Annotated in this window: 15 protein-coding genes; 4 read left to right on the top strand and 11 right to left on the bottom strand. The window is 44.9% G+C overall.

The genetic code is table 11. The features are described 5' to 3' along the window. Nucleotides 1-56: 56 nt before the first annotated feature. The 8 genes from AC1DVJ_RS22390 to leuC all read right to left on the bottom strand — a co-directional run bounded on the left by AC1DVJ_RS22390 (nucleotide 57) and on the right by leuC (nucleotide 12,196). Entirely contained in the window at nucleotides 57-3,764 is a 3,708-nt protein-coding gene (locus AC1DVJ_RS22390; protein WP_477593455.1) for a dynamin family protein, read from the bottom strand. Between the two features lie 84 nt (nucleotides 3,765-3,848). Then, nucleotides 3,849-4,124 carry a hypothetical protein gene (locus AC1DVJ_RS22385; protein WP_028554377.1) on the bottom strand — a complete coding sequence of 92 codons (276 nt, stop codon included), beginning with the start codon at nucleotides 4,122-4,124 and terminating at the stop codon, nucleotides 3,849-3,851. A gap of 25 nt (nucleotides 4,125-4,149) precedes the next feature. Beyond that, nucleotides 4,150-4,821, bottom strand: coding sequence for an endonuclease III (nth, locus tag AC1DVJ_RS22380; protein ID WP_477593453.1), 672 nt, complete (start codon nucleotides 4,819-4,821; stop codon nucleotides 4,150-4,152). Nucleotides 4,822-5,015: 194 nt separating this feature from the next. Then, entirely contained in the window at nucleotides 5,016-7,748 is a 2,733-nt protein-coding gene (locus AC1DVJ_RS22375) for an S-layer homology domain-containing protein (protein ID WP_477593451.1), read from the bottom strand. Between the two features lie 30 nt (nucleotides 7,749-7,778). Then, nucleotides 7,779-8,363: a GerMN domain-containing protein gene (locus tag AC1DVJ_RS22370; protein WP_477593449.1), complete on the bottom strand. Its 585-nt coding sequence runs from the start codon at nucleotides 8,361-8,363 to the stop codon at nucleotides 7,779-7,781. 68 nt (nucleotides 8,364-8,431) lie between these two features. Beyond that, nucleotides 8,432-9,775 carry an N-acetylmuramoyl-L-alanine amidase gene (locus AC1DVJ_RS22365; RefSeq protein WP_477593447.1) on the bottom strand — a complete coding sequence of 448 codons (1,344 nt, stop codon included), beginning with the start codon at nucleotides 9,773-9,775 and terminating at the stop codon, nucleotides 8,432-8,434. Between the two features lie 348 nt (nucleotides 9,776-10,123). Next, the gene (leuD, locus tag AC1DVJ_RS22360; protein WP_477593445.1) at nucleotides 10,124-10,729 is read right to left on the bottom strand and encodes a 3-isopropylmalate dehydratase small subunit; all 606 of its coding nucleotides are present in this window, start codon (nucleotides 10,727-10,729) and stop codon (nucleotides 10,124-10,126) included. Between the two features lie 45 nt (nucleotides 10,730-10,774). Next, nucleotides 10,775-12,196 (bottom strand): 3-isopropylmalate dehydratase large subunit, encoded by a 1,422-nt coding sequence (gene leuC, locus AC1DVJ_RS22355; RefSeq protein WP_477593443.1) that lies wholly within the window; start codon nucleotides 12,194-12,196, stop codon nucleotides 10,775-10,777. A 236-nt stretch (nucleotides 12,197-12,432) separates the two neighbouring features. On the opposite strand from leuC, the gene AC1DVJ_RS22350 reads away from it, so the two are divergent. From AC1DVJ_RS22350 to AC1DVJ_RS22335, 4 genes are all read left to right on the top strand, one after another. Continuing rightward, nucleotides 12,433-13,452 carry an ABC transporter substrate-binding protein gene (locus AC1DVJ_RS22350; RefSeq protein ID WP_477593441.1) on the top strand — a complete coding sequence of 340 codons (1,020 nt, stop codon included), beginning with the start codon at nucleotides 12,433-12,435 and terminating at the stop codon, nucleotides 13,450-13,452. Nucleotides 13,453-13,463: 11 nt separating this feature from the next. Continuing rightward, a complete protein-coding gene (gene fhuB / locus AC1DVJ_RS22345; protein WP_477593439.1) occupies nucleotides 13,464-15,509 on the top strand; it encodes a Fe(3+)-hydroxamate ABC transporter permease FhuB in 2,046 nt (681 codons plus the stop codon). A gap of 147 nt (nucleotides 15,510-15,656) precedes the next feature. Next, nucleotides 15,657-16,550, top strand: a complete 894-nt coding sequence (locus tag AC1DVJ_RS22340) for a LysR family transcriptional regulator (RefSeq protein WP_477593437.1) — start codon at nucleotides 15,657-15,659, stop codon at nucleotides 16,548-16,550. Nucleotides 16,551-16,582: 32 nt separating this feature from the next. Beyond that, the gene (locus AC1DVJ_RS22335) at nucleotides 16,583-16,894 is read left to right on the top strand and encodes a DUF5658 family protein (RefSeq protein WP_477593435.1); all 312 of its coding nucleotides are present in this window, start codon (nucleotides 16,583-16,585) and stop codon (nucleotides 16,892-16,894) included. Here the strand turns inward: AC1DVJ_RS22335 and AC1DVJ_RS22330 are convergent. The 3 genes from AC1DVJ_RS22330 to AC1DVJ_RS22320 form a co-directional block, all read right to left on the bottom strand. After that, nucleotides 16,876-18,135 carry a methyl-accepting chemotaxis protein gene (locus AC1DVJ_RS22330; protein ID WP_477593433.1) on the bottom strand — a complete coding sequence of 420 codons (1,260 nt, stop codon included), beginning with the start codon at nucleotides 18,133-18,135 and terminating at the stop codon, nucleotides 16,876-16,878. The two genes, AC1DVJ_RS22335 and AC1DVJ_RS22330, sit on opposite strands and share 19 nt — an antisense overlap. A gap of 33 nt (nucleotides 18,136-18,168) precedes the next feature. After that, nucleotides 18,169-18,948, bottom strand: coding sequence for a prepilin peptidase (locus tag AC1DVJ_RS22325; protein ID WP_477593431.1), 780 nt, complete (start codon nucleotides 18,946-18,948; stop codon nucleotides 18,169-18,171). Nucleotides 18,949-18,989: 41 nt separating this feature from the next. Then, nucleotides 18,990-19,772: hypothetical protein (locus AC1DVJ_RS22320; protein WP_477593429.1), on the bottom strand; the 783-nt coding region annotated here is incomplete at its 5' end.

The following is a 19,772-nucleotide window of genomic DNA, read 5'->3' as shown; positions in this document are numbered from 1 at the left end:
TCCAAAAAAAGGGGCAACTAAGTTCCTCAGAACCTAGTCCCCCTTTTGTTCAACGACTAAACAAATGCCTTTAACTGATGCTGTTTGGATATGAGTTCATCCAAATCAATCTTCATTTGTAGGGCATCGCGAAGCCCTTCTGCGTGCTCTTTGACCTGCTGCTCCATGATTGATTTCTGAGCAACTAACCAATTTTCCAATTGGATGCCATACGCTTGTTCAAGCTCATTCGTTTGCCCTTCAATAAACGCAACAACCGGCGCATTGATTCGATTCTCCAACTCGGCTTTCAACTTACTCTTACCATCACCCTCGAAAAATTGCTTCGCATTCTTGAAATAGCTCTGAAGCAGCTTCAAGCTCACATCCGATGCCTCAAGCTTCGTCGTCACCTCAGGTGTCACAAACGTATTGGACTCGTAGGAAGCCTTCTCAAAGCCCTCTAGCAGCAAGCTCAGCTCCTCACCCCAGCGATTCATTCGCTTGCCGCTGATGAGATTCATGCGATTCTCTACACGAAGCGTAGTGGCAAGGACTTCTTGCGATAGATCATGCCCAATCATCCGCAACAGCTCATTCCATGCAAATTGGAGTGCTGCTTTCGGATCCTTGGCTTCATCGCGGAACGTAGAAGGATTGAAGGCGAAATTATACAGTTCGCCAAACCGATACATCGTGCGTTGTTTGACGTAGTACATCAACTCTTGAATTTCTTTTTTCAATTCCTTAAGCTCAGCATCATATCGCGTATCATCAAGCAGATCCAAGCCCTGCTGCTCCGACTCATCTAACATGATCAACTGGAGCCTGCGCTCTTCCTCACCCGATTGCGCCCGCTCTAACCACTTCTGCATCGTACCAATCGCCCGATGGAGCTCCAAGTTAGCTGAATGGATGGCCACATCACTGAGCTCGTTCAAGGTGAATTGAACAAATTGCTGTTCAAAGGGTTGAATGCCCGATTGTGCAACTAAGCTTTCATTGCCATTGATTTTACCTTCTGCAGCCAAATAACTAGAAATCGGATAAATACGCGGATGACGAATGCCATGCTGCACTAAATTCGTTTCCACGTGCTGAACGACACCTGCCAGCTCCTCAGAGCTTGCCGCCAAATCAGCTGCATTGACGATGAAAAACATTTTATCCATTTCAAAGCTATCTTTCACGCGGCCAAGCTGAAGTAGAAATTCACGATCTGCTTGGGAAAAAGCATGGTTATAATAAGTGACGAAAAGGATGGCATCTGCATTTTTGATATAGTTAAAAGCGACACCCGTATGACGGGCATTAATGGAATCTGCCCCCGGTGTATCAACGAAGATTATGCCCTGATCCGTCAAAGGATTCGAATAATATAATTCAATAAATTCAACAAAGCAGGACTTGTGCTCTTCCGCCACATAGCCTGAGAACTCATCTTTTGTGATCCGAAGCTCAGTACCCAAATGGCTTGAAGCGGCTTCCCAGCCTTTTTCTACCGCTTTCAGGAAAGAGAAATGCGGTTTTCCTTTGGCCGTTACATCAGCAGGAGAAAGCTGACCAATCCGCTTTAACGCAGAAGTCATATCTGACGCCTCAACCCCTAGGATTTGCAGGGAGTACAGCACATCCTCCAGGATCGCGTCCGCCTTCTTCATCTTGACCTTGGCTGTGCCATGCGGCCAGCCTTCCGTCGGCGGCATGATCTTGTTGATCGCCGCGGTCGTCGGGTTCGGCGACACCGGCAACACCCGTTCGCCAATCAAAGCATTGGCGAACGACGATTTGCCGGCGCTGAACGCGCCGAACAGCGCAATCGTGAACGTCCGCTGCCGCAGACGTTCCGCTTTCTCGCGCATGGAGCGCGCGAGCGACCTCATCGACGGCAGTCCGTCGATGAGACTGGAGGCCGCCTGCAAGTCGGCGGCCTTGCGCTCCATGCGCCTGCCGTGTTCACCCGTGGTGAACACGGATGACGGCACCGACACAGCTGCCTCCGAAGGGGCAGCTGTGTCGGTACCCGCAGCCGCCGATGCTGTCGCGGCGGCCTGCAGGATCGTGCCCATGGAGGTCGTGTGCAGGTTAGCCCCGCTCAGCGGGGCTGCTGCCGGCTCCTCCATGGCCGTGAACTGCTGCGCATCCGGCAGCGCCGGCGCAGACGGTCTTTCCCAGCTGGCCATCGCCAGCAGCTGGGTCTCAGCCGCCGCCTCGGCTTCCGCGAGGCGTGCGAGCTCGCGGCAGGCGCTAAGCCGGCCGCTCAGGGCTTCCAGCTCAGCCGCTAGCGCAGCGGCGGCAGCACTGGAACCATCGCGGACCGAAGCCGCGATAATATCAATCACCGCAAACGCCTGTTTGCGGTACAGCAGCTTCAGTTCACCAGCCAGCTGCTTCATGTAGTTCAACGTGTATTCGCCGCCAAACGTCGCTCCTGTATTCACCTGGGACGCGATCAAGTCGCCAGTCACTTCAACCTTCAGAGCTTCAATCTGAGCAATTAGCGCTTGATCATGCTGTCCTTGCTCGTTCGCAGCCTTTTTCAGTGCATCCCGCAAGTGCCAATCCAGTTGTGCTTCCACTTGCTCTGCCAAATCCGCTTGAAACGCTGTTAGCCGTTTCTCTTGTTCTGCAGCGGTTTGTGCAGCGCGAGAGAAGAATCCGACCTTAAACCCTGGCTTACGGCTCTCCAAATAGGCGTGGGCGTAATCACGGGTTAAGGAAGGCGTAATATTTGCATTCTCAATAATCGAACCAACATCTTTACGAAGTTCTGTCGTTAATGTTTCTGGCAAGTTTGTCAACACCGTTAGTTCATCTTGCTTGGCAACAGCTAAGGTTTGAACATCTTCAACATCGCCTTCTTGACTAAGCGTTTCCAGTAATTCCGCCTTCTGCGGTTCATGCTGCTCTGCCAGCCATTTGCCATGCTCGGTTGCCAAATAACGCGCAGAAGCATCAATGCTATAGCTGCGCAAGAGATCACCGCGCTCAATAAGACGGCTAAGCAACCACTGCAGCTTGGCATACTCATTATGCGGATGAGAAGGCTCCTTCATCGTTACGAACAGTAAATCATCCGGCTCAATACCCCAATTTAAGAAAGCTTGCTTCGTGCCCGTCTGATACTGTTCGAAAGGAAGTTCCCATTCCTTATGTTTATCAATCATATTGACGACTAGATAGAGTGGTTTACCCCACTCCTTCATTTTCTTCGTAAAAGCAAGATTTACTTCAGACTGCACATGGTTATAGTCCATGACATAGAAAACAACATCAGCTAGATGTAAAGCTGATTCAGTGGATTGATGATGAGCATCATCCGTAGAATCAATACCCGGGGTGTCCAGCAAGGCTGTATCCTCGCCAAGAAATGAAATGGGATACGATATTTCAACCGTTTCGATATCGGTTCCATTCACACAATAAGCCTCAAGCTCGCTCAGTGGAATTGTCGTTGTCATCCCCTGCGGATCGAGCTTCCCTTCCTGGCTGCGTTGTGTCACATGGGCACCAGGTTGCCCATTTCGAATACTAACAATATTAGCACTCGTCGGAATGGGACTGGACGGTAACAAGGCATGCCCGCACAGCTGATTAATGAGTGTTGATTTCCCAGCAGAGAAATGCCCGCAGAAGGCAATATTCATCCGTCCACTTTCGAGCTTATCCAGCAATTGCCCCATTTTCGTGGCATTATCCTCATCACCCGAATGCCCAAGCACCTGCTGCATCTTCTTAAGCGCATCCGGCATGACCGTGATGCTTCTAGCTACCAATTGCGTCATTCGTTCATTCCGCTCCTCTTATGATTCGATATTTATTTATCTCAGCACTACAGAAAAAAAATCTCCCAAAGGGAGATTCTGGACTTACGTGAGGGCGATTTTTTCTTTTTCCGGTAGGAAAATTTCAAAAACGTCACGATGTTGAAGAATCGTAATATCCGAATCCTTCACTTTCATCACAACAACCTCGGATTTTGTTTTCATTTTGTCTATGTAATTCTGAGGAACCTCACCGGATTCACTGACAGTTACACCTTCAATGACTTTTTCCTCATTATCGGCTAATGGCGTGTTGATGACTTGCTCATAAATATCGGAGAATAATTCGAAGCTATTGGTATATACGGCGATGCATTTCATTTCAATCCCATCCTTTGTCTGCATTTCATTTGTTTGTAATAGTTTTCCTAGTTGGCTTTGGTTTCATACGTTTCTTACCCTCGCGACAGCTGTCCAATAACGGACATAGCGTACAATTAGGGTTTAGAGCCTTACAGTGATATCGACCAAAGAAAATTAATCGATGATGTGTTTGCGTCCACTCGTCTTTAGGCACTTTTTTCATTAGCTTCTTTTCAACTTCAAGTACGGAATCATCCAAGCCGACAAGACCTAAACGCTTGGAGACTCGTTCCACATGAGTGTCTACCGCGATTGCGGGTACGCCGAAAGCGTTCGACATGACAACATTAGCTGTCTTCCTCCCCACTCCGGGTAATTCAACCAGATGCTCATGCTTCTCAGGAATTTTACCACCAAACTTGTCCAGTAGCAATTGACACAGCTTATGAATATGACTAGCCTTGTTTCGAAATAGTCCAATTCGCCGAATGTCCTGCTCCAATTCTTCTAAAGGAACTGCTAAGTAGTCCTCGGGTCGTTTATACTTCTCAAACAAGTCCTTGGTAACCTTATTCACAGTTTCATCCGTACACTGGGCTGATAACAATACAGCAATCGTTAACTCAAATGGATTACTGTGATTCAACTCACAATGAGCGTCCGGATATAATTCGCCGATGGTATCCAGGATATATCTTACTGCCTTCTGTGTCATAGCTGATCTTCCTTAGGGTCGTAATATTCTCCAGTTTAGCGAATTGTTAGTTCAGAATCAATCCTTGAAAGCGTCAAAATGCGAACATTTTCTAAAAAATATGGATTTTTTTTTGAAATTCAGAAAAAAACCGCCTGTTCGAGAAGATTAGCTTCTCAAATCAGACGGATGTCCTCTTACTTTTGTTCACATGCCTACTTTTCAATCTCAACAATTTTATCATCTAAGACATAAATATTTAATTGATCACCAGCTACGAATGAAGTTGGTAACACATTTGTTGAGCCAGCATGCAAATATGCTCTTGGGAACAAATTATACGTTGTACGCTCCCCTGCACCAGCAGCTTTCACAAATACTTGGTTCAGTGAAGAGCTATATTGATCAAATTCACGTTTAGAAGCTACAGCAACTTGGATAAGTAATTTATCATTGATATCCTTCATCAATTGAACACGATCCCCCACTTTAATCGAGGAGAAGCTCCAATCCACGCCACCACCCAGTTTCACACTGTAGTTGCTGCCTGCGTTAACAACTTGACTTTTACCTGTAAAATCTTGAACTGTCAAGCTTGAGCCTGTTGCATTTACAGCAGTCACTTTACCACGAATCGGCGTAACTAACTCTGCTTTCGTTACAGTAAGCCCTTTGAAAGTAAATTTCACATAATCATCAATAGCTAGTTCTGCGAAAGAAGCACTGCTTCCATCTGCTTTCACGATAGGAACGCCATCCAAATTAATAACAGACGACACATTCGCACTATCTATTACCGTAGCCACTTTCAAAGCTGGATTCGTTATTAAGGTTTTATACACCTCTGTTTTACTAGTGACGATTTTGGTAATAATCGTTTGATCAAAGCTAAGCAATAGACTAATATTATCCCCGACTTTCAAGTCCGCTAGTGTACTGTTAGGCTTATTAGCAAGTTCGACTGTTGGGGCAAAATTAATTTTAAATGTTAAGCTTTGCCCGCTGTCTGTTTTCAATGTCACATCGTTGGTTTGCAGATTTAGCTGCGTTAACGCACCGTCTAATTGTGAGGACATTTCAATCTGCTTAACCGAATCATTGGAAACAAGAAGATCTACGTATTTACCTGCCGGGAATAGGCTAATAAAGTTAGAAAAAGGCAGCTTATTCCCCGCGTACATGATCGACACACTGTCACTCAAAATATAGGCATGCGGTTTTCCTGCATGATCGATCACGGATAAAAATTTAGATGAGTCCTGATAACTAACAATTTTTGCAAAATATACATTCTCAATCGAACGATTCGTTACCGTAATCATCGTAACCTTATTATTCAATACATCAAGCTTTAACTGGTCACCAACAGCCAAATCATAAATACTTGCATTCGATAGTCCAGTTATGACAACACGCGCATTATTGCTTAATTCGAAGGCATCTACCGTCTTGCCTGATGTTTTATTAATCAAAATCGTAGATTGATCGTCTGTAAATTGTTTGAAGGTTCCTTCAACGACGGTACCTACATCAGCTTGCTTTTTAACAACAATCTTAACAATTTCACTATTCTTAACCGTGTATTCAACCGTATCTCCAACATGAATTGCATCCACAGTAATTAATGTGTTATCAGTAAGCGTGGCGATTAAACTACTCGAGAAACCAAATGTCTCAGGCTCTCCTGAGGAAGGCTCAAGCAATGTCATTTGCATCGTATCTTTATTCAACGATTCTATATCACCGATTGCTGTTTTGTTCACAGGAATTTGTTTAACAACGATAGACGTGTATTTGTCGCTGTCCGCTAGTTGGCTTCTACGAATTTGGATCGTGCTGCCTGCGACGATCTCACCTAAGCTTAGTCCGCGTCCATCGGTGTCTGTAACGGCAACATCCGACGCTAAATCGTAGCTCTCATAATCGTCTAGAGTCGCTTTCATATTTGTCAGGTTAAGCTTCAACAATTGCCCCTCATGCACGTCCATTTTCAGTTCATCACTTAGAATTTCAACATAGTATGCTGTGCCATTCACTTGAACAAGTGAAATCTCATAAGTTTCTTGCAGTTCTTTGGATGAAATAGCAAGATCATCTTTGTTCCCAAAAAATACAGTATTAGGTGAAATCTTGTATGTACTCGTATTCCCGTCTTTATCCATCAGACCGATGCTGCCGCTAGTCAGGCTAGTCATATAGCCTCTCACAGCGCGCTCAGGCAAGTTTGTCAAATTCTTTTGTGAACGGCTTAAAAATGTCGCCATTTGAGCACGTGTTACAAGTCCTTTAGGTTTGAACGAGCCATCCTCGAATCCATCTACGATTTCCAAAGCAAATGCTGCATTGACGAATCCTAAAGTACCGCTGCTGATCTGTGTGTTATCTGTAAATGACGTTGCCTTCGTCGATAAGCTTTCTGCCAAAGAAGCTTTCCCAATGGCACGAATCACGACTTCAGCCACCCATTCTCTGGTAGCTTTTTGTTGTCCCCAAATACCCACTGACTTCGAGCCTTGGCTTCTCAATTTTTCTTGTTCCGTTGAAATTAAGCCCTTTTGCAGCGCTAACGCCACATAATTACGTGCATATTTATCAACTAACATGAAATCAGGAAAAACCGTTTCTGACGCCAACGTATCCACATCCAACTGCAAGCCCATCATCCGTGTAGCCATAATTAAAACATCTTGCTGAGTTACCGAAGTCTCCGGTGAATAGATACCATCCCCTACCCCTTCGATAACTCCCTCTAAGGCTAACTTGGAAATGTGACGAATTCCCCAATAATCTCTACTTACATCTAAAAAGGATAATCGAACATTAGAGTTTGAGTTTGAAACGGTAGCTGAAGTGGTTGGGTTCACGGATTCTGCAAGGACTGGCGTACCTGCTAGACTTGTGATGATCAAAGAGCTTAAGATAGCACTCGCCAATTTCTTATTTTTCATAATCAATTTTAACTCCTCTATAATTGCTATTTAGTTAGGTCGTTTCATAGGGTATGGAAGCTCCAGATGTCCCATTAAACTATCTACTTGCTTGCCATCTTTGAGTACATACAAGGTTTTCACTTCTGGAAATTGGAAAATAGTTTTCTTAAGTGCTTGTACAAATAATTCTTCTCCAGGAGCACCCAATTGCGTTTTAGGTCCAAATGCCAAATCAAGCTTCATTTCACCTTTGGCAGCATCGAACTTCACACTCGTAAATTTCAAATCATCGAATAATGGAATTGCTTTTGGATCTTCACTTTTTTGTAGAGCCTTGAGCGCAGCCTCATAAGCGTCAGAATCTTTCTCTACGCTGATTGTTACCACTTTTTCTACCAGCTTCATTTCATCTTGGTCACTGTAATAGGCCTTTACCTGCAGCTGTTTAAGCGGCACACTTGTAGGCTTCGGCGTTATTGTTTGAGTAGAAGTTGTTGCAATAGGTGTAGAAGTTGCTTGTGGTGCCGTTGAAGCAGCTCCTGTTAGTTGACTTTTCTGGCCACAGGCCGTTACGGTCAACGTGATGGCACTTACAAGGAGCGCTCCTTTAACTAGGCGACTTGTTTTGTTCATCTTTTTCACTCCTTAGCATTATGCCTAGACATGCTAGCCTAGTTTGTTCCGCTTCGTGTTCTCATTGCTTAATTAAGATTCAAATATTCCTTAATTGCAGCGACAAGAGAAGCAGCTAATTTGTCCTGGAATGCCTCTTTGTACATTGCGGATTCATCATTCTTATTGGACAAGTAACCAACTTCAAGCAAGACAGCAGGCATGGTGGTTTTGGTGATAACGCGAAAGTCACCCTCGCGAACCTTACGATCATTAAATCCAGTAGCTGGAACAGCGTGTTTATGGATAACATTGGCGAAATCTAAACTTTCTGACCTGTTATAGTACGTTTCAGTACCGGATACCGTTGCTTTTGCGCTGTTCCCATGAATCGATAAGAATAAGTCCGCGGAGATATCGTTGGCAAAAGAAACTCGATCATCTAATGGGATGAATGTATCATTTGTACGCGTCATAAGTACATTAATTCGCTTATCTTTCGCTAATAAGGACTCTACCTTCTTCGCTGTAGCCAGTGTAAATTCCTTCTCGTGTCTACCTGTTATGGAAAGTGCACCTGGATCGTGATCACCATGACCGGCATCGAGAATGACAGTTAGCTTGCGCTCACCAATCGTAGCCTTCCACTCATTGGACAGCTTTGTGGTTACCTTTTGGTAATCTATTGGACCGTTCAAATCCAGAATAATTCTCACCGTAGCCGGATTGTCGCTGAAATTAGAAAAGCGCACTTTGGACACAAGAGGCTGCTTAGAAGGTAATTCTCCTGAGTTCTTAACTAGCAATTTCTTGAACGAGTCATCTAGCGTCGTGTTCGGGAAATCAAACACAAGCCGTGAAGGATTCGATAAGGTTAACACCTCCGGTTTCAAGCTTCCCTCATTCGCAATGACAGTAAATTCTGTTTCAGATAGCTCTATGGAAGTTATCACTTGACCCAACGGGGCAGGAGTAGCCGTTCCTGTACCTGTTCCTGTTGACGGCTTCGTTCCCGGTGGCTTCGTCTCTGGRGTCGCCGTATTTCCGTCGGGATTTACAACATCAATGGGGCCCGTTACTGGCTTTGAGTCCGATTCATTGTCATTGAACATATGAACGGAAGATGTAGCTCCATCCCACTTAAATTCAATCCCTAGTTCCTCTCCAATAAAACGCAGTGGAAGCATTGTTGTGTTATTTTCGAGCTTGGGACTTACTTCTAATGTTTCTTTCTTCCCATTAATAAGCGCAGTGCCATTGTTAATGATGAGTTGAATATTAATTTTGTCTTTCACGATAGTTACCTTGCTGGTTGCTTCGTCCCAGCTCACTTTAGCACCGATTTGCTCAGCTATGATGCGTGCTGGAACAATGGTAGTACCATTAATGATTCGCGGCTGAACATCGACGGATTCCAATAGCTTCTCATTCATAAAAAGCTTAATCGGCTTTGAAGCATCAGCTCCAAAGGCAGTAGTTGGTATCAGCAGCAGACAAACGAGCAAAAACAAACAAATTGCAGGAAATTTCATCTTTCACCTCTATGTAATGTCGGAATTGGGGGATGTAACTAAGCAGCCATTTTAGCCAACTCTATCAATCTATCAGCTTTCTTATCATTATAGCAAAATTAACCTATACCTGACAGCGCAACCTCCTTTTCTTCGACATTCTAGTAAACTATTAGACGTAGAAAACTGCCAAAAGTTGCAAGATCGTTCCATCTAATATGCAAAAAAAAGACGCATCCCCAATCAGGGGATACGCCTCTTGAACTTAGCTTATTTGTAAGCTAAACGCTTTTGGTGAGCTTGCTCATATGCTGTGATTTTCGTTTCATGCTGAAGCGTCAAACCGATGTCATCCAAGCCTTGCAGCAAGAATTGACGACGGTGCTCATCCAAGTCAAATTGGATTTCAAGACCGTACTCATCTGTCAGTTTGTTATTCTCAAGATCTACACTCAACTTGTAGCCTTCGTGCTTTGCAGTACGTTGGAACAAGTCTTCAACTTGCTCTTCCGACAATTTGATTGGCAGAATGCTGTTTTTGAAACAGTTGTTGTAGAAAATGTCCGCATAGGAAGGCGCGATGATGACGCGGAAACCGAAATCTTGAATCGCCCAAGGCGCGTGCTCACGGGATGAACCGCAACCGAAGTTCGCTCTGGAAATCAGAACGGAAGCTCCCTGATAACGCTCTTGATTTAATGGGAAGTTCTCAATGACGTTGCCTGCTTCGTCCCATCTCCATTCGAAGAAAAGGAATTGTCCGAAACCGGAACGCTCAATTCTTTTAAGAAATTGTTTAGGGATAATTGCATCTGTATCTACGTTTACACGATCAACAGGACCTACTAGACCTGTATGTTGTTTGAAAGCTTCCATGTTCTCATTCTCCTTAAAGTTTTGCTTAAGCAAAACTAGTTCAAATTAAGCTTGTTGGTATTCTTTGATTTCCCAATCACGAACGTCATAGAAATGACCTTTGATCGCTGCTGCAACAGCCATTGCTGGGGATACAAGATGCGTACGTCCGCCGCGGCCTTGACGACCTTCGAAGTTACGGTTAGACGTAGAAGCACAGCGTTGACCTGGTTGTAGCACGTCAGGGTTCATAGCCAGACACATTGAGCAACCTGCATCACGCCATTCGAAGCCAGCTTCGGAGAAAATTTTGTCCAAGCCTTCTTTTTCAGCTTGAATTTTAACACGTCCTGAACCTGGTACCACAATTGCTGTTACGCTTGGATCTACCGTGTAGCCTTGTGCAATCTTAGCTGCTGCACGAAGATCTTCGATACGTCCATTTGTACAAGAACCGATGAAGACATAATCCACTTTAAGATCTGTCATAGGTGTTCCTGGCGTTAAATCCATATATTCAAGCGCTTTTTCAGCAGCTTTACGTTCATTCTCTGTTTCAAAGCTTTGCGGATCTGGCACCAATGCCGTGATACTTGTCCCCATGCCAGGGCTCGTTCCCCAGGTTACTTGCGGGATCAACGTATCTGCGTCGAATTCCAATACCCAATCGTACGTAGCGCCTTCGTCTGTCACAAGATTGGACCACTCTGCAACGGAAGCGTCAAAATCAGCACCTTGCGGTACATATTCACGACCACGTAGATAGTCAAATGTCGTAGCGTCAGGAGCAATTAGACCTGCACGAGCTCCACCTTCAATAGACATGTTACAGACCGTCATACGCTCTTCCATGGAAAGACCGCGAATTGCTTCGCCTGTGTATTCAATAACATATCCTGTAGCAAAGTCTGTGCCGTATTTCGCGATAACACCAAGGATTAAATCTTTCGCAGTTACGCCTGGCTTCAAGTTACCTGTGATACGAACTTCCAGGGATTTCGCTCTGGATTGTTGAAGCGTTTGAGTCGCCATTACGTGCTCAACTTCACTTGTTCCAATACCGAAAGCAAGTGCGCCGAAAGCGCCATGTGTTGAAGTATGGCTGTCACCGCAGACGATCGTTTTGCCTGGGTGTGTAAGACCAAGCTCAGGACCCATAACGTGTACAACACCTTGATCAAGGCTATCTAGGTCAAACAGCGTAACACCGAAGTCACGGCAGTTTTGGGAAAGTGTATCGATTTGTTGCTTGGAAATTGGATCTGTAATATTGAAACGGTCCTTCGTAGGCACGTTGTGATCCATTGTTGCGAAAGTTAAGTCTGGACGACGAACCTTACGACCGGACAAGCGAAGTCCTTCGAATGCTTGCGGAGAAGTTACTTCATGTACTAGATGCAAATCAATATAAATAACGCTGGGCTTACCATCTTCCTGGTTAATAACGTGATTATCCCAAATCTTCTCGAACATTGTCTTTTTACTCATATCCAGTCACCTCTTGTCATTATCCGCATTAGTTTGCTAATGTCTTACCCTCGTATAGTACTTTAGCACGGATTGTCTCATAGTTCCAAGATATAATAACTATAAGCTTGATAGATAATTCCTATATAGCAAAATAAGGTTGACATATCTACTGATAATGATTATCATTCTCTTTGCGAACTCGAATTGGCCATCGATTCAAAAAATGTAAAAAGAATGATTAGGGGGAAATTTTTGTGAAAACCATATTTAAACCACTTACTTTTTCAATCGCACTTCTATCGTTAATCGTAACCGCTGCATGTGGAAATTCTACGACAACAACGACGCCTTCACCAAGCGCCGCTGCCGCTGCAAGTGTGGCGCCATCTGCAACACCTGCTGCAGATAAAACAATTACACACGCACTGGGAACAACGACAATAAAAGGTACACCGAAACGCATTGTAACATTGGAATGGGCATACACAGAAGATGTACTTGCACTTGGCCTTCAACCCGTAGGTTCAGCTGATAATAAAGGATTTAATACAGCAGTAAATGTAAAGCCAGCACTTGACGCTTCTGTTATTGATGTAGGAACTCGTCAAGAGCCTAACTTAGAAACAATCACTGGCTTGAAGCCAGATCTGATTATTACAAGCACATTGCGTTCGAGTAAAAACTACGAAGCTCTCTCCAAGATCGCCCCAACGATCGCATTTGAATCCTACCCAGCTGAAGGAAAAGGCGATCAGTACTCCGATATGATTACCACATTCAAAACAATTTCAGATATCGTTGGTAAGAAAGCTGAAGGAGACAAGGTACTTGCTGATCTAGACAAATCCTTCGCGGATACCAAAGCGAAATTAGTCGCTGCTAAAAAGGATGGCGCCGAGTTCGCTTTAACACAAGCATTCAGCAATCAAAACAATGCCGTTCTACGTATGTTCACCGACAACTCCATGGTCGTTCAGATTATGCAACGCATCGGCTTGAAAAATGTATTTAAGTCCGCGAAATTTGAGCTTTATGGCTTCTCAACTGCTTCCGTTGAAGCTTTACCTGCTGTTCAAAATGCGAACTTCTTCTACATCGTTCAAGATGCGGATAATGTATTCGACAAACAATTAAAAGACAATRCCGTATGGAAAGGTCTTTCCTTTGTGAAAGACAACAAGACATTTAAGCTTCCTGGCAACACGTGGACTTTCGGCGGACCTTTATCTGCCAAATTATTTGCTGAGCTAGCTGCTGCTTCATTAACGAAATGATCCAACCTGCGATGAACTCGAAATCGAATCGATTCGTTAATATCGAGTGGAAATCTCTCCTTGTATTTGGAGGAGGGGGGCTTGCTCTCTGCCTCCTGCTATTTCTCAACCTAACGCAAGGAGAAGCGAACATTACCGTTCATACGGTTATTCAAGCTTTGATATCTCCACAAAATACCCCCGACCATTTAATGGTGCGGGGGCTTCGCATGCCGCGCGCAGTAATAGGTATGCTCGCAGGTGCAGCACTTGCTGTTGCAGGTGCACTCTTACAGACTGTCACCCGTAATCCACTCGCATCCGCCTCAACATTAGGTTTGAATGCGGGTGCCTATTTCATCATCGTTTTGGCCGCTGTTTTTTTCCCAGCTCTGAAGTCTGATCATGCCTTACTTTTAGCATTAGTTGGGGCCTGTGGCGCAGCGATTATGGCCTATTACATGTCAGGCGGCCGCAAAAGCTCTCCTCTACGCATGGCACTTGCTGGCATGCTTGTAACACTCGTACTCTCTGCCTTCACAAGCGGACTGCAAATCATGTATGAGGAAGCGACAAATGGCTTATTCATGTGGGGTTCAGGTGCATTAGGACAGAACGATTGGGAAGGTGTCCAGTATGCACTCCCTTGGATTTTCATTGGGCTCGTTGTTGCTTTTCTGTACAATCAAAAGTTAGATATGCTTGCTTTAAGCGAAGAAACTGCTATCTCATTAGGTGAGAAAATCAACCTAGTTCGATTAATTGCTCTAGCTGCAGCGATTTTGCTCGCTGGTGTGACTGTGAGCGTCGTAGGACCCATCGGTTTTATAGGACTTATCGCACCTCATCTTGTCCGGCTAATTGGCTTACAACGACATCGACTTTTGATTCCAGGAAGTGCGCTCTGGGGAGCCGCAGTTTTACTTGGTGCGGATACGATTGCTAAAATGTTCCACAGTACACTCGGCGAACTTCCTGCAGGCTCCGTAACCGCCTTACTTGGCGCACCTTGGTTAATCTGGCTCGCAATCCGCGGTACTCGAATGAAGGCTTCTGCTGAGAGCAGTTCTATGAGCGTCGGTTACGTTGGCACCAAAATACCATATTCAATTTTAGCAGTGGTATCTGTTATTGCCCTTATTGTCTTGGTGCTATTCGGCTTAACCGCAGGTGCTTTGCATATCCCGATATCCAATGTTATTGCCGTAGTATCTGGGCATGGAGAAGAAATGGCACGCAATGTCATTCTGAACTTGCGTCTGCCTCGCATTCTAGTTGCGGCACTCGCTGGCGCCTCCTTAGCCGTTGCTGGTTCAATGATGCAAGGAGCTGTTCGTAATCCGCTTGCTGACCCATCCGTCGTTGGCGTGACATCTGGTGCCGGAATGGGTGCCCTGCTCGTCTTAACAATTTGGCCTACAGCGTCTGCTACATGGGTACCTGTAGGTGCTATTATCGGAGCACTTCTTTCCGCGGGCAGCGTCTATGCCCTTGCTTGGAAAAAGGGACTAAATCCCGTCGTTCTGATTCTTGTCGGAATTGCAGTTTCCGCAATAGGCTCGGCTGTCATTCAATTTCTCGTGATCCAATCCAAACTCGGTGCCGCCCCAGCGCTTACATGGCTGTCAGGCAGTACCTATGCTAGAGGTTGGAAAGAAGTCATCCAACTACTGATCACAACGATCATTCTGATGCCAAGTGCTTGGCTGCTTGGTCGGCGTGTAGATCTATTAGCATTTGGTGACCACGTGTCTATTGGACTAGGTCTGAAGTTGCATAAAACAAGACTGATTTCTGTTGCAATCGGCGTGTTTGTTGCTGCGATTGCCGTTGCCGCGGTTGGAACAGTAAGCTTCATTGGCTTACTAGCGCCACATGCTGTTCGTCTCTTCATGGGACAGCATCATCAGAAGTCGGTCGTGCTTTCGGCCATCTTAGGGGCTATCCTGCTTACAATGGCTGATATTGTAGGGAAAACGATCCTCATTCCCAAAGAGATTCCGTCAGGTATCGTCGTCGCTGTCATCGGTACCCCATATTTATTGTTCTTAATGTATCGCAGTACAATTCGAAAATAACTAAATTTATCCAAAAAAGGCAGTGATACTGGTGGAATCCAGATGTCACTGCTTTTTGAGTATTTATTCCTATATTGCTGCTTGAAACGTCCCGAAAAGCTTGATATGATAGCCTTCTAGCACGATGAAAAGGAGACGCATTTTCTCATGGAATTACGTCAATTACAATACGCAATCCAAATCGCCATAGAGCGGAATTTCTCTCGGGCGGCCGAGAAACTTCATATCGCCCAGCCGTCATTGAGCCAGCAATTATCCAAGCTGGAGAAAGAACTTGGCGTTCTCTTATTTCAACGGAGCACCAATTCAGTTGAACTGACGCATGCAGGTTCCCTTTTTGTAGAGAAATCCCAAAAAATACTCGATATGATCGAAGGTCTTAAGAAGGAAATGGAAGACATTTCGCAAATGAAAAAAGGCCGACTCGTCATCGGCAGTATGCCCATTACCGGATCAACCATTTTGCCATTTGTCGTACCTGTCTTTCAAGCGGCTTATCCCGATATCGAGATTACCCTAGTTGAAGAAACGTCAACTAACTTAGAAACTTTAACAGTTAACGGTCAGACGGATATCTCACTGTTATCTTTACCGCTTCGCGAGGAATCGCTTGTTTACGAGACTTTGCTCGAAGAAGATATCGTGCTTGCCGTCCCACCTAAGCATCCGCTTGCGTCGAGTCAAGAGCCTGTTCGTATCGCGGCGCTAGAAAATGAAGCATTTATCGCATTAAAAAAGGGACAAGGCTTTCGTAAACTGACCCTGGACCTATGCCAAGAAGCCGGGTTTACGCCTAGAATCGTGTTTGAATCCAGCAATATGGAAACGGTTCAATCCCTCGTTGCTGCAGGAATGGGAATCGCATTCGTCCCTTACCTTATCTCTAAACGCAGTTTAAGTGAGCTTTCACCTGTTAACCTTACTATTGAAGGAAATCCCACACGTAAACTTGTTATTGCCTATCGCAAGGGCCGCTATATTTCGAAGGCTGCCGAAGCTTTTATCTCTACAATGAAAGAGGTTATGCTAACGATTCGTTAGCATAACCTCTGATCTCCCAAGGAGGGAACTCTATGAGCCGAACATTAATCATTTTCCTATGTATGGCGAGTTTGTTGGATGCAGGATTAACCGACTTGGGTCTTCGATTGCAGCTAATCGGTGAAGCGAATCCAGTCATGAAATTTCTGTATGAGCATAGCTACTTGGCTTTCTATGGGATTAAAATCATTCTCCCCATCTCACTCTTTTTCATAGCGGCGAAAGTCGGCAAACGTGTGTTCATCCATCATTTATTCCGCTTCTCAACCGTCGTTTACATGGGTATTCTTCTCATGCATGCCTTCTGGATCTCATCTTCAATTTCTCAAAGCTTAAATATTTGAATCGTGCGCTGTAATTGTGTCACCATGCGAAGCATTTGCTCGGACTGAATAACGACCGCTTTAACCGAACGTGTTTGCTGTACCATTGAAGTCGATACTTGCTCTGTGCCTGCAGCAGATTGCTGCGTAATCGCGGAGATGTTTTCCATGGTGCCCGTGATAAATTGCGCCGCGTTCAACATCTTCTGACTTTCTCCTGTAAACTCACTCATTCGTTGAGTAATGAATTGGATGCTTTCGACCATCTCACCGAATATCTTTTCCGTTGCTTCGATCGATTCCGTCTGCCTACGAGCAATTTCCTCATTGATCTGAATATTCTTCTGGGCCATTTTAATACTATTCTCGATGTTATGTACCATATGGAATACACCCTTCGCCGATTTCGACGACTCTTCCGCCAGCTTGCGCACCTCTTGTGCAACAACCGAGAATCCTCTTCCATGCTCGCCTGCACGTGCTGCTTCAATCGAAGCATTTAGGGACAGCAAATTAGTTTGTTCGGCAATCTCAGAAATCGTACGTGTGATGGAAGAGATACCAGCAGCTTCTTTCACCAGATCATCGATGGTCCCCGATACATTACTTGTTGCAAGTACAATATGAGAAACACTCTCTGATTGACTTTCGACCGCGCGCATACCTTTTTTCACCAGTTCTAGTGTTTTACCGCAACGATTGTTCATTTCATGGGTTGAATCTACATAGTCCGTGATCTTTGTTTCAATTTCCTTTACAACGGAAAAGCTTTTGAAAACACCTGATGAGATCTCATTAGCTCCCTCCGCAAGTGAAGTTACGGATCCGGTTGCTTCAACAATCATCGTATTAATACCTTCGTTTTTGTGATAAATATCACGGCTCGAGTCCGCCACATGCTTGGAAATCGAGGCAGTTTCATTCAGAAGCTCCTTCAATTTCACGATCATCGCATTAAAGGATCGTCCCATGTCGCCTAACGCATCCTTCGAGGAAGCATCGACCGTTTGTGTGAAATCTCCTTTTGCAATATTCATCGCCACACGTGTTACATTATCGATCGGCTCTGTTAACGCTTTTTCCAAGAACCGTACATAAGGAAAGCTGAACACCATCAGGATGAGAGACGAAGATAAAGCAAAGATCACAGAAACGTCTGCCGTTAGCATAAGAATTAGGATAATAATAGTGTAAAAGGCAACTACGGTATAATAACCAAGTTGAAGCTTAGCGCGGAATGATTGAGCTAGAAACCAGTTCATAGGAGATCGACCTCTCTTTTAAGAAATGTAGTTTTACTGCCATATGATGAGGTCCATGTACCACGTCATCAATGGGTCTCCGAAGCAAAAACAGATTAAACCAGCGACAGCGATGAAAGGACCATAGGGAATTGGTGAACGCCGATCCAGTTTACCTGAGGCGATAAGAGCCACACCGATGACGCTGCCAAGCAGCGCCGAAAGAAAGATGCATAACAGCACAAGCTTGATTCCCATTACAAGTCCAACTAATGCCATCAATCGAATATCCCCAAAGCCCATAGCGGGCTTCCCCATCCAAGTTGCCACAAGAGATACGATAATCAGCGTGCCTCCTCCTACCACAAATCCAATTGCATAATGCCAAATTGGCAGAGGGTGAACAAACAACCGTAATCCTGTAAATAACAGCATAGCTGGATAGATGATTTTGTTAGGCAACAGCATGTAGGCTAAATCACTCACTGTTAGAATGAGAAGCACAGACACAAGCGGGTATGCAATCCATAGTTCATCTACACTAACTAAGAAGGGAAGAGAGGCAAATAATATGCCTCCTGCCAACTCTCCGACGATATACACAGGGGATATATGTGCACCGCATGTGTGACATTTCCCTCTTCGGATGAACCATCCAAAGATTGGAATCAAGTCTATCGCGTTAAGCTGACGTCCACAGCTTCCACAGCTAGATCGCGGGGTTACGACGGATACGCCTTTCGGTACCCGAAGCCCCACTACATTAAAAAATGAACCGAACAAAGCTCCCACTATGAACAATAGGACTGTGTAACTCCATGCTTCCCACCCCATCGCCAAACCTCCTCTTGATGACTAACCTCAGTGATCCTTATTTAGAAATCTGCTTTCTTGGCATATTCACGATTACTTACCGGGGCTGTCCCCAATTGAACCTGTAACCAGGCAGCTAATTGATTAAAGCTCTCAATGGTTACTGTAATGGATTGCTTCTGCCCGCCTGCTGTTGCCACTTCGATCTCGATCTTATTCTCAGCTTCTGTACAAACGACCAAGTATTGTGACATTTCGCCGTTCATTTCCTCACTCCAATTACACATTACACTGCTTGTGAAATTTTTCATAGGTCCATTCCCCCTGAATAAGTTGATGATCTTACCGCCATTCACAGCCTTTAAGCCTCCTGTAAACATCTCAGTCGATTCCTGAGACTTGTTCGTTGCGCTTGTGGATACCTGCTCGCTCGGTGCCGGAATAGAAGGTACAGCTATTGACGCAGATGCTTGTACCTCATTTTCCATTGTGAGTGTCATTTCATTCAAGTCATCCAAACTTAACTCACTCTCAGGAATTTCAAGCTCAGTTACTTCTGTTACTTCAACTGCCTGTACAACTTCAATCGGCTCAACGAATTCTTGTGCGTCGACTAGATCAATAGCTTCAACTTCTTCGATGAATTCAACTTCTTCTACGGTTTCTACGGTTTCTACGGTTTCTACGGCTTCTACAGGTTCTACAACTTCAACAGCTTCTACCGCATCATACATCTCTGTACTAACGTTCTCCTGCTGCATGAGCTCCCACTCTGGCTCCACGTCTCCTTGCATCACAGCTGCAAGACGCTCCATCTCTAATGTTCGATCCACATCTGATGCTGT

The sequence above is a fragment of the Paenibacillus sp. P4_A9 genome (assembly GCF_056402415.1).
This window is presented reverse-complemented; position numbering and strand designations above follow the sequence as displayed.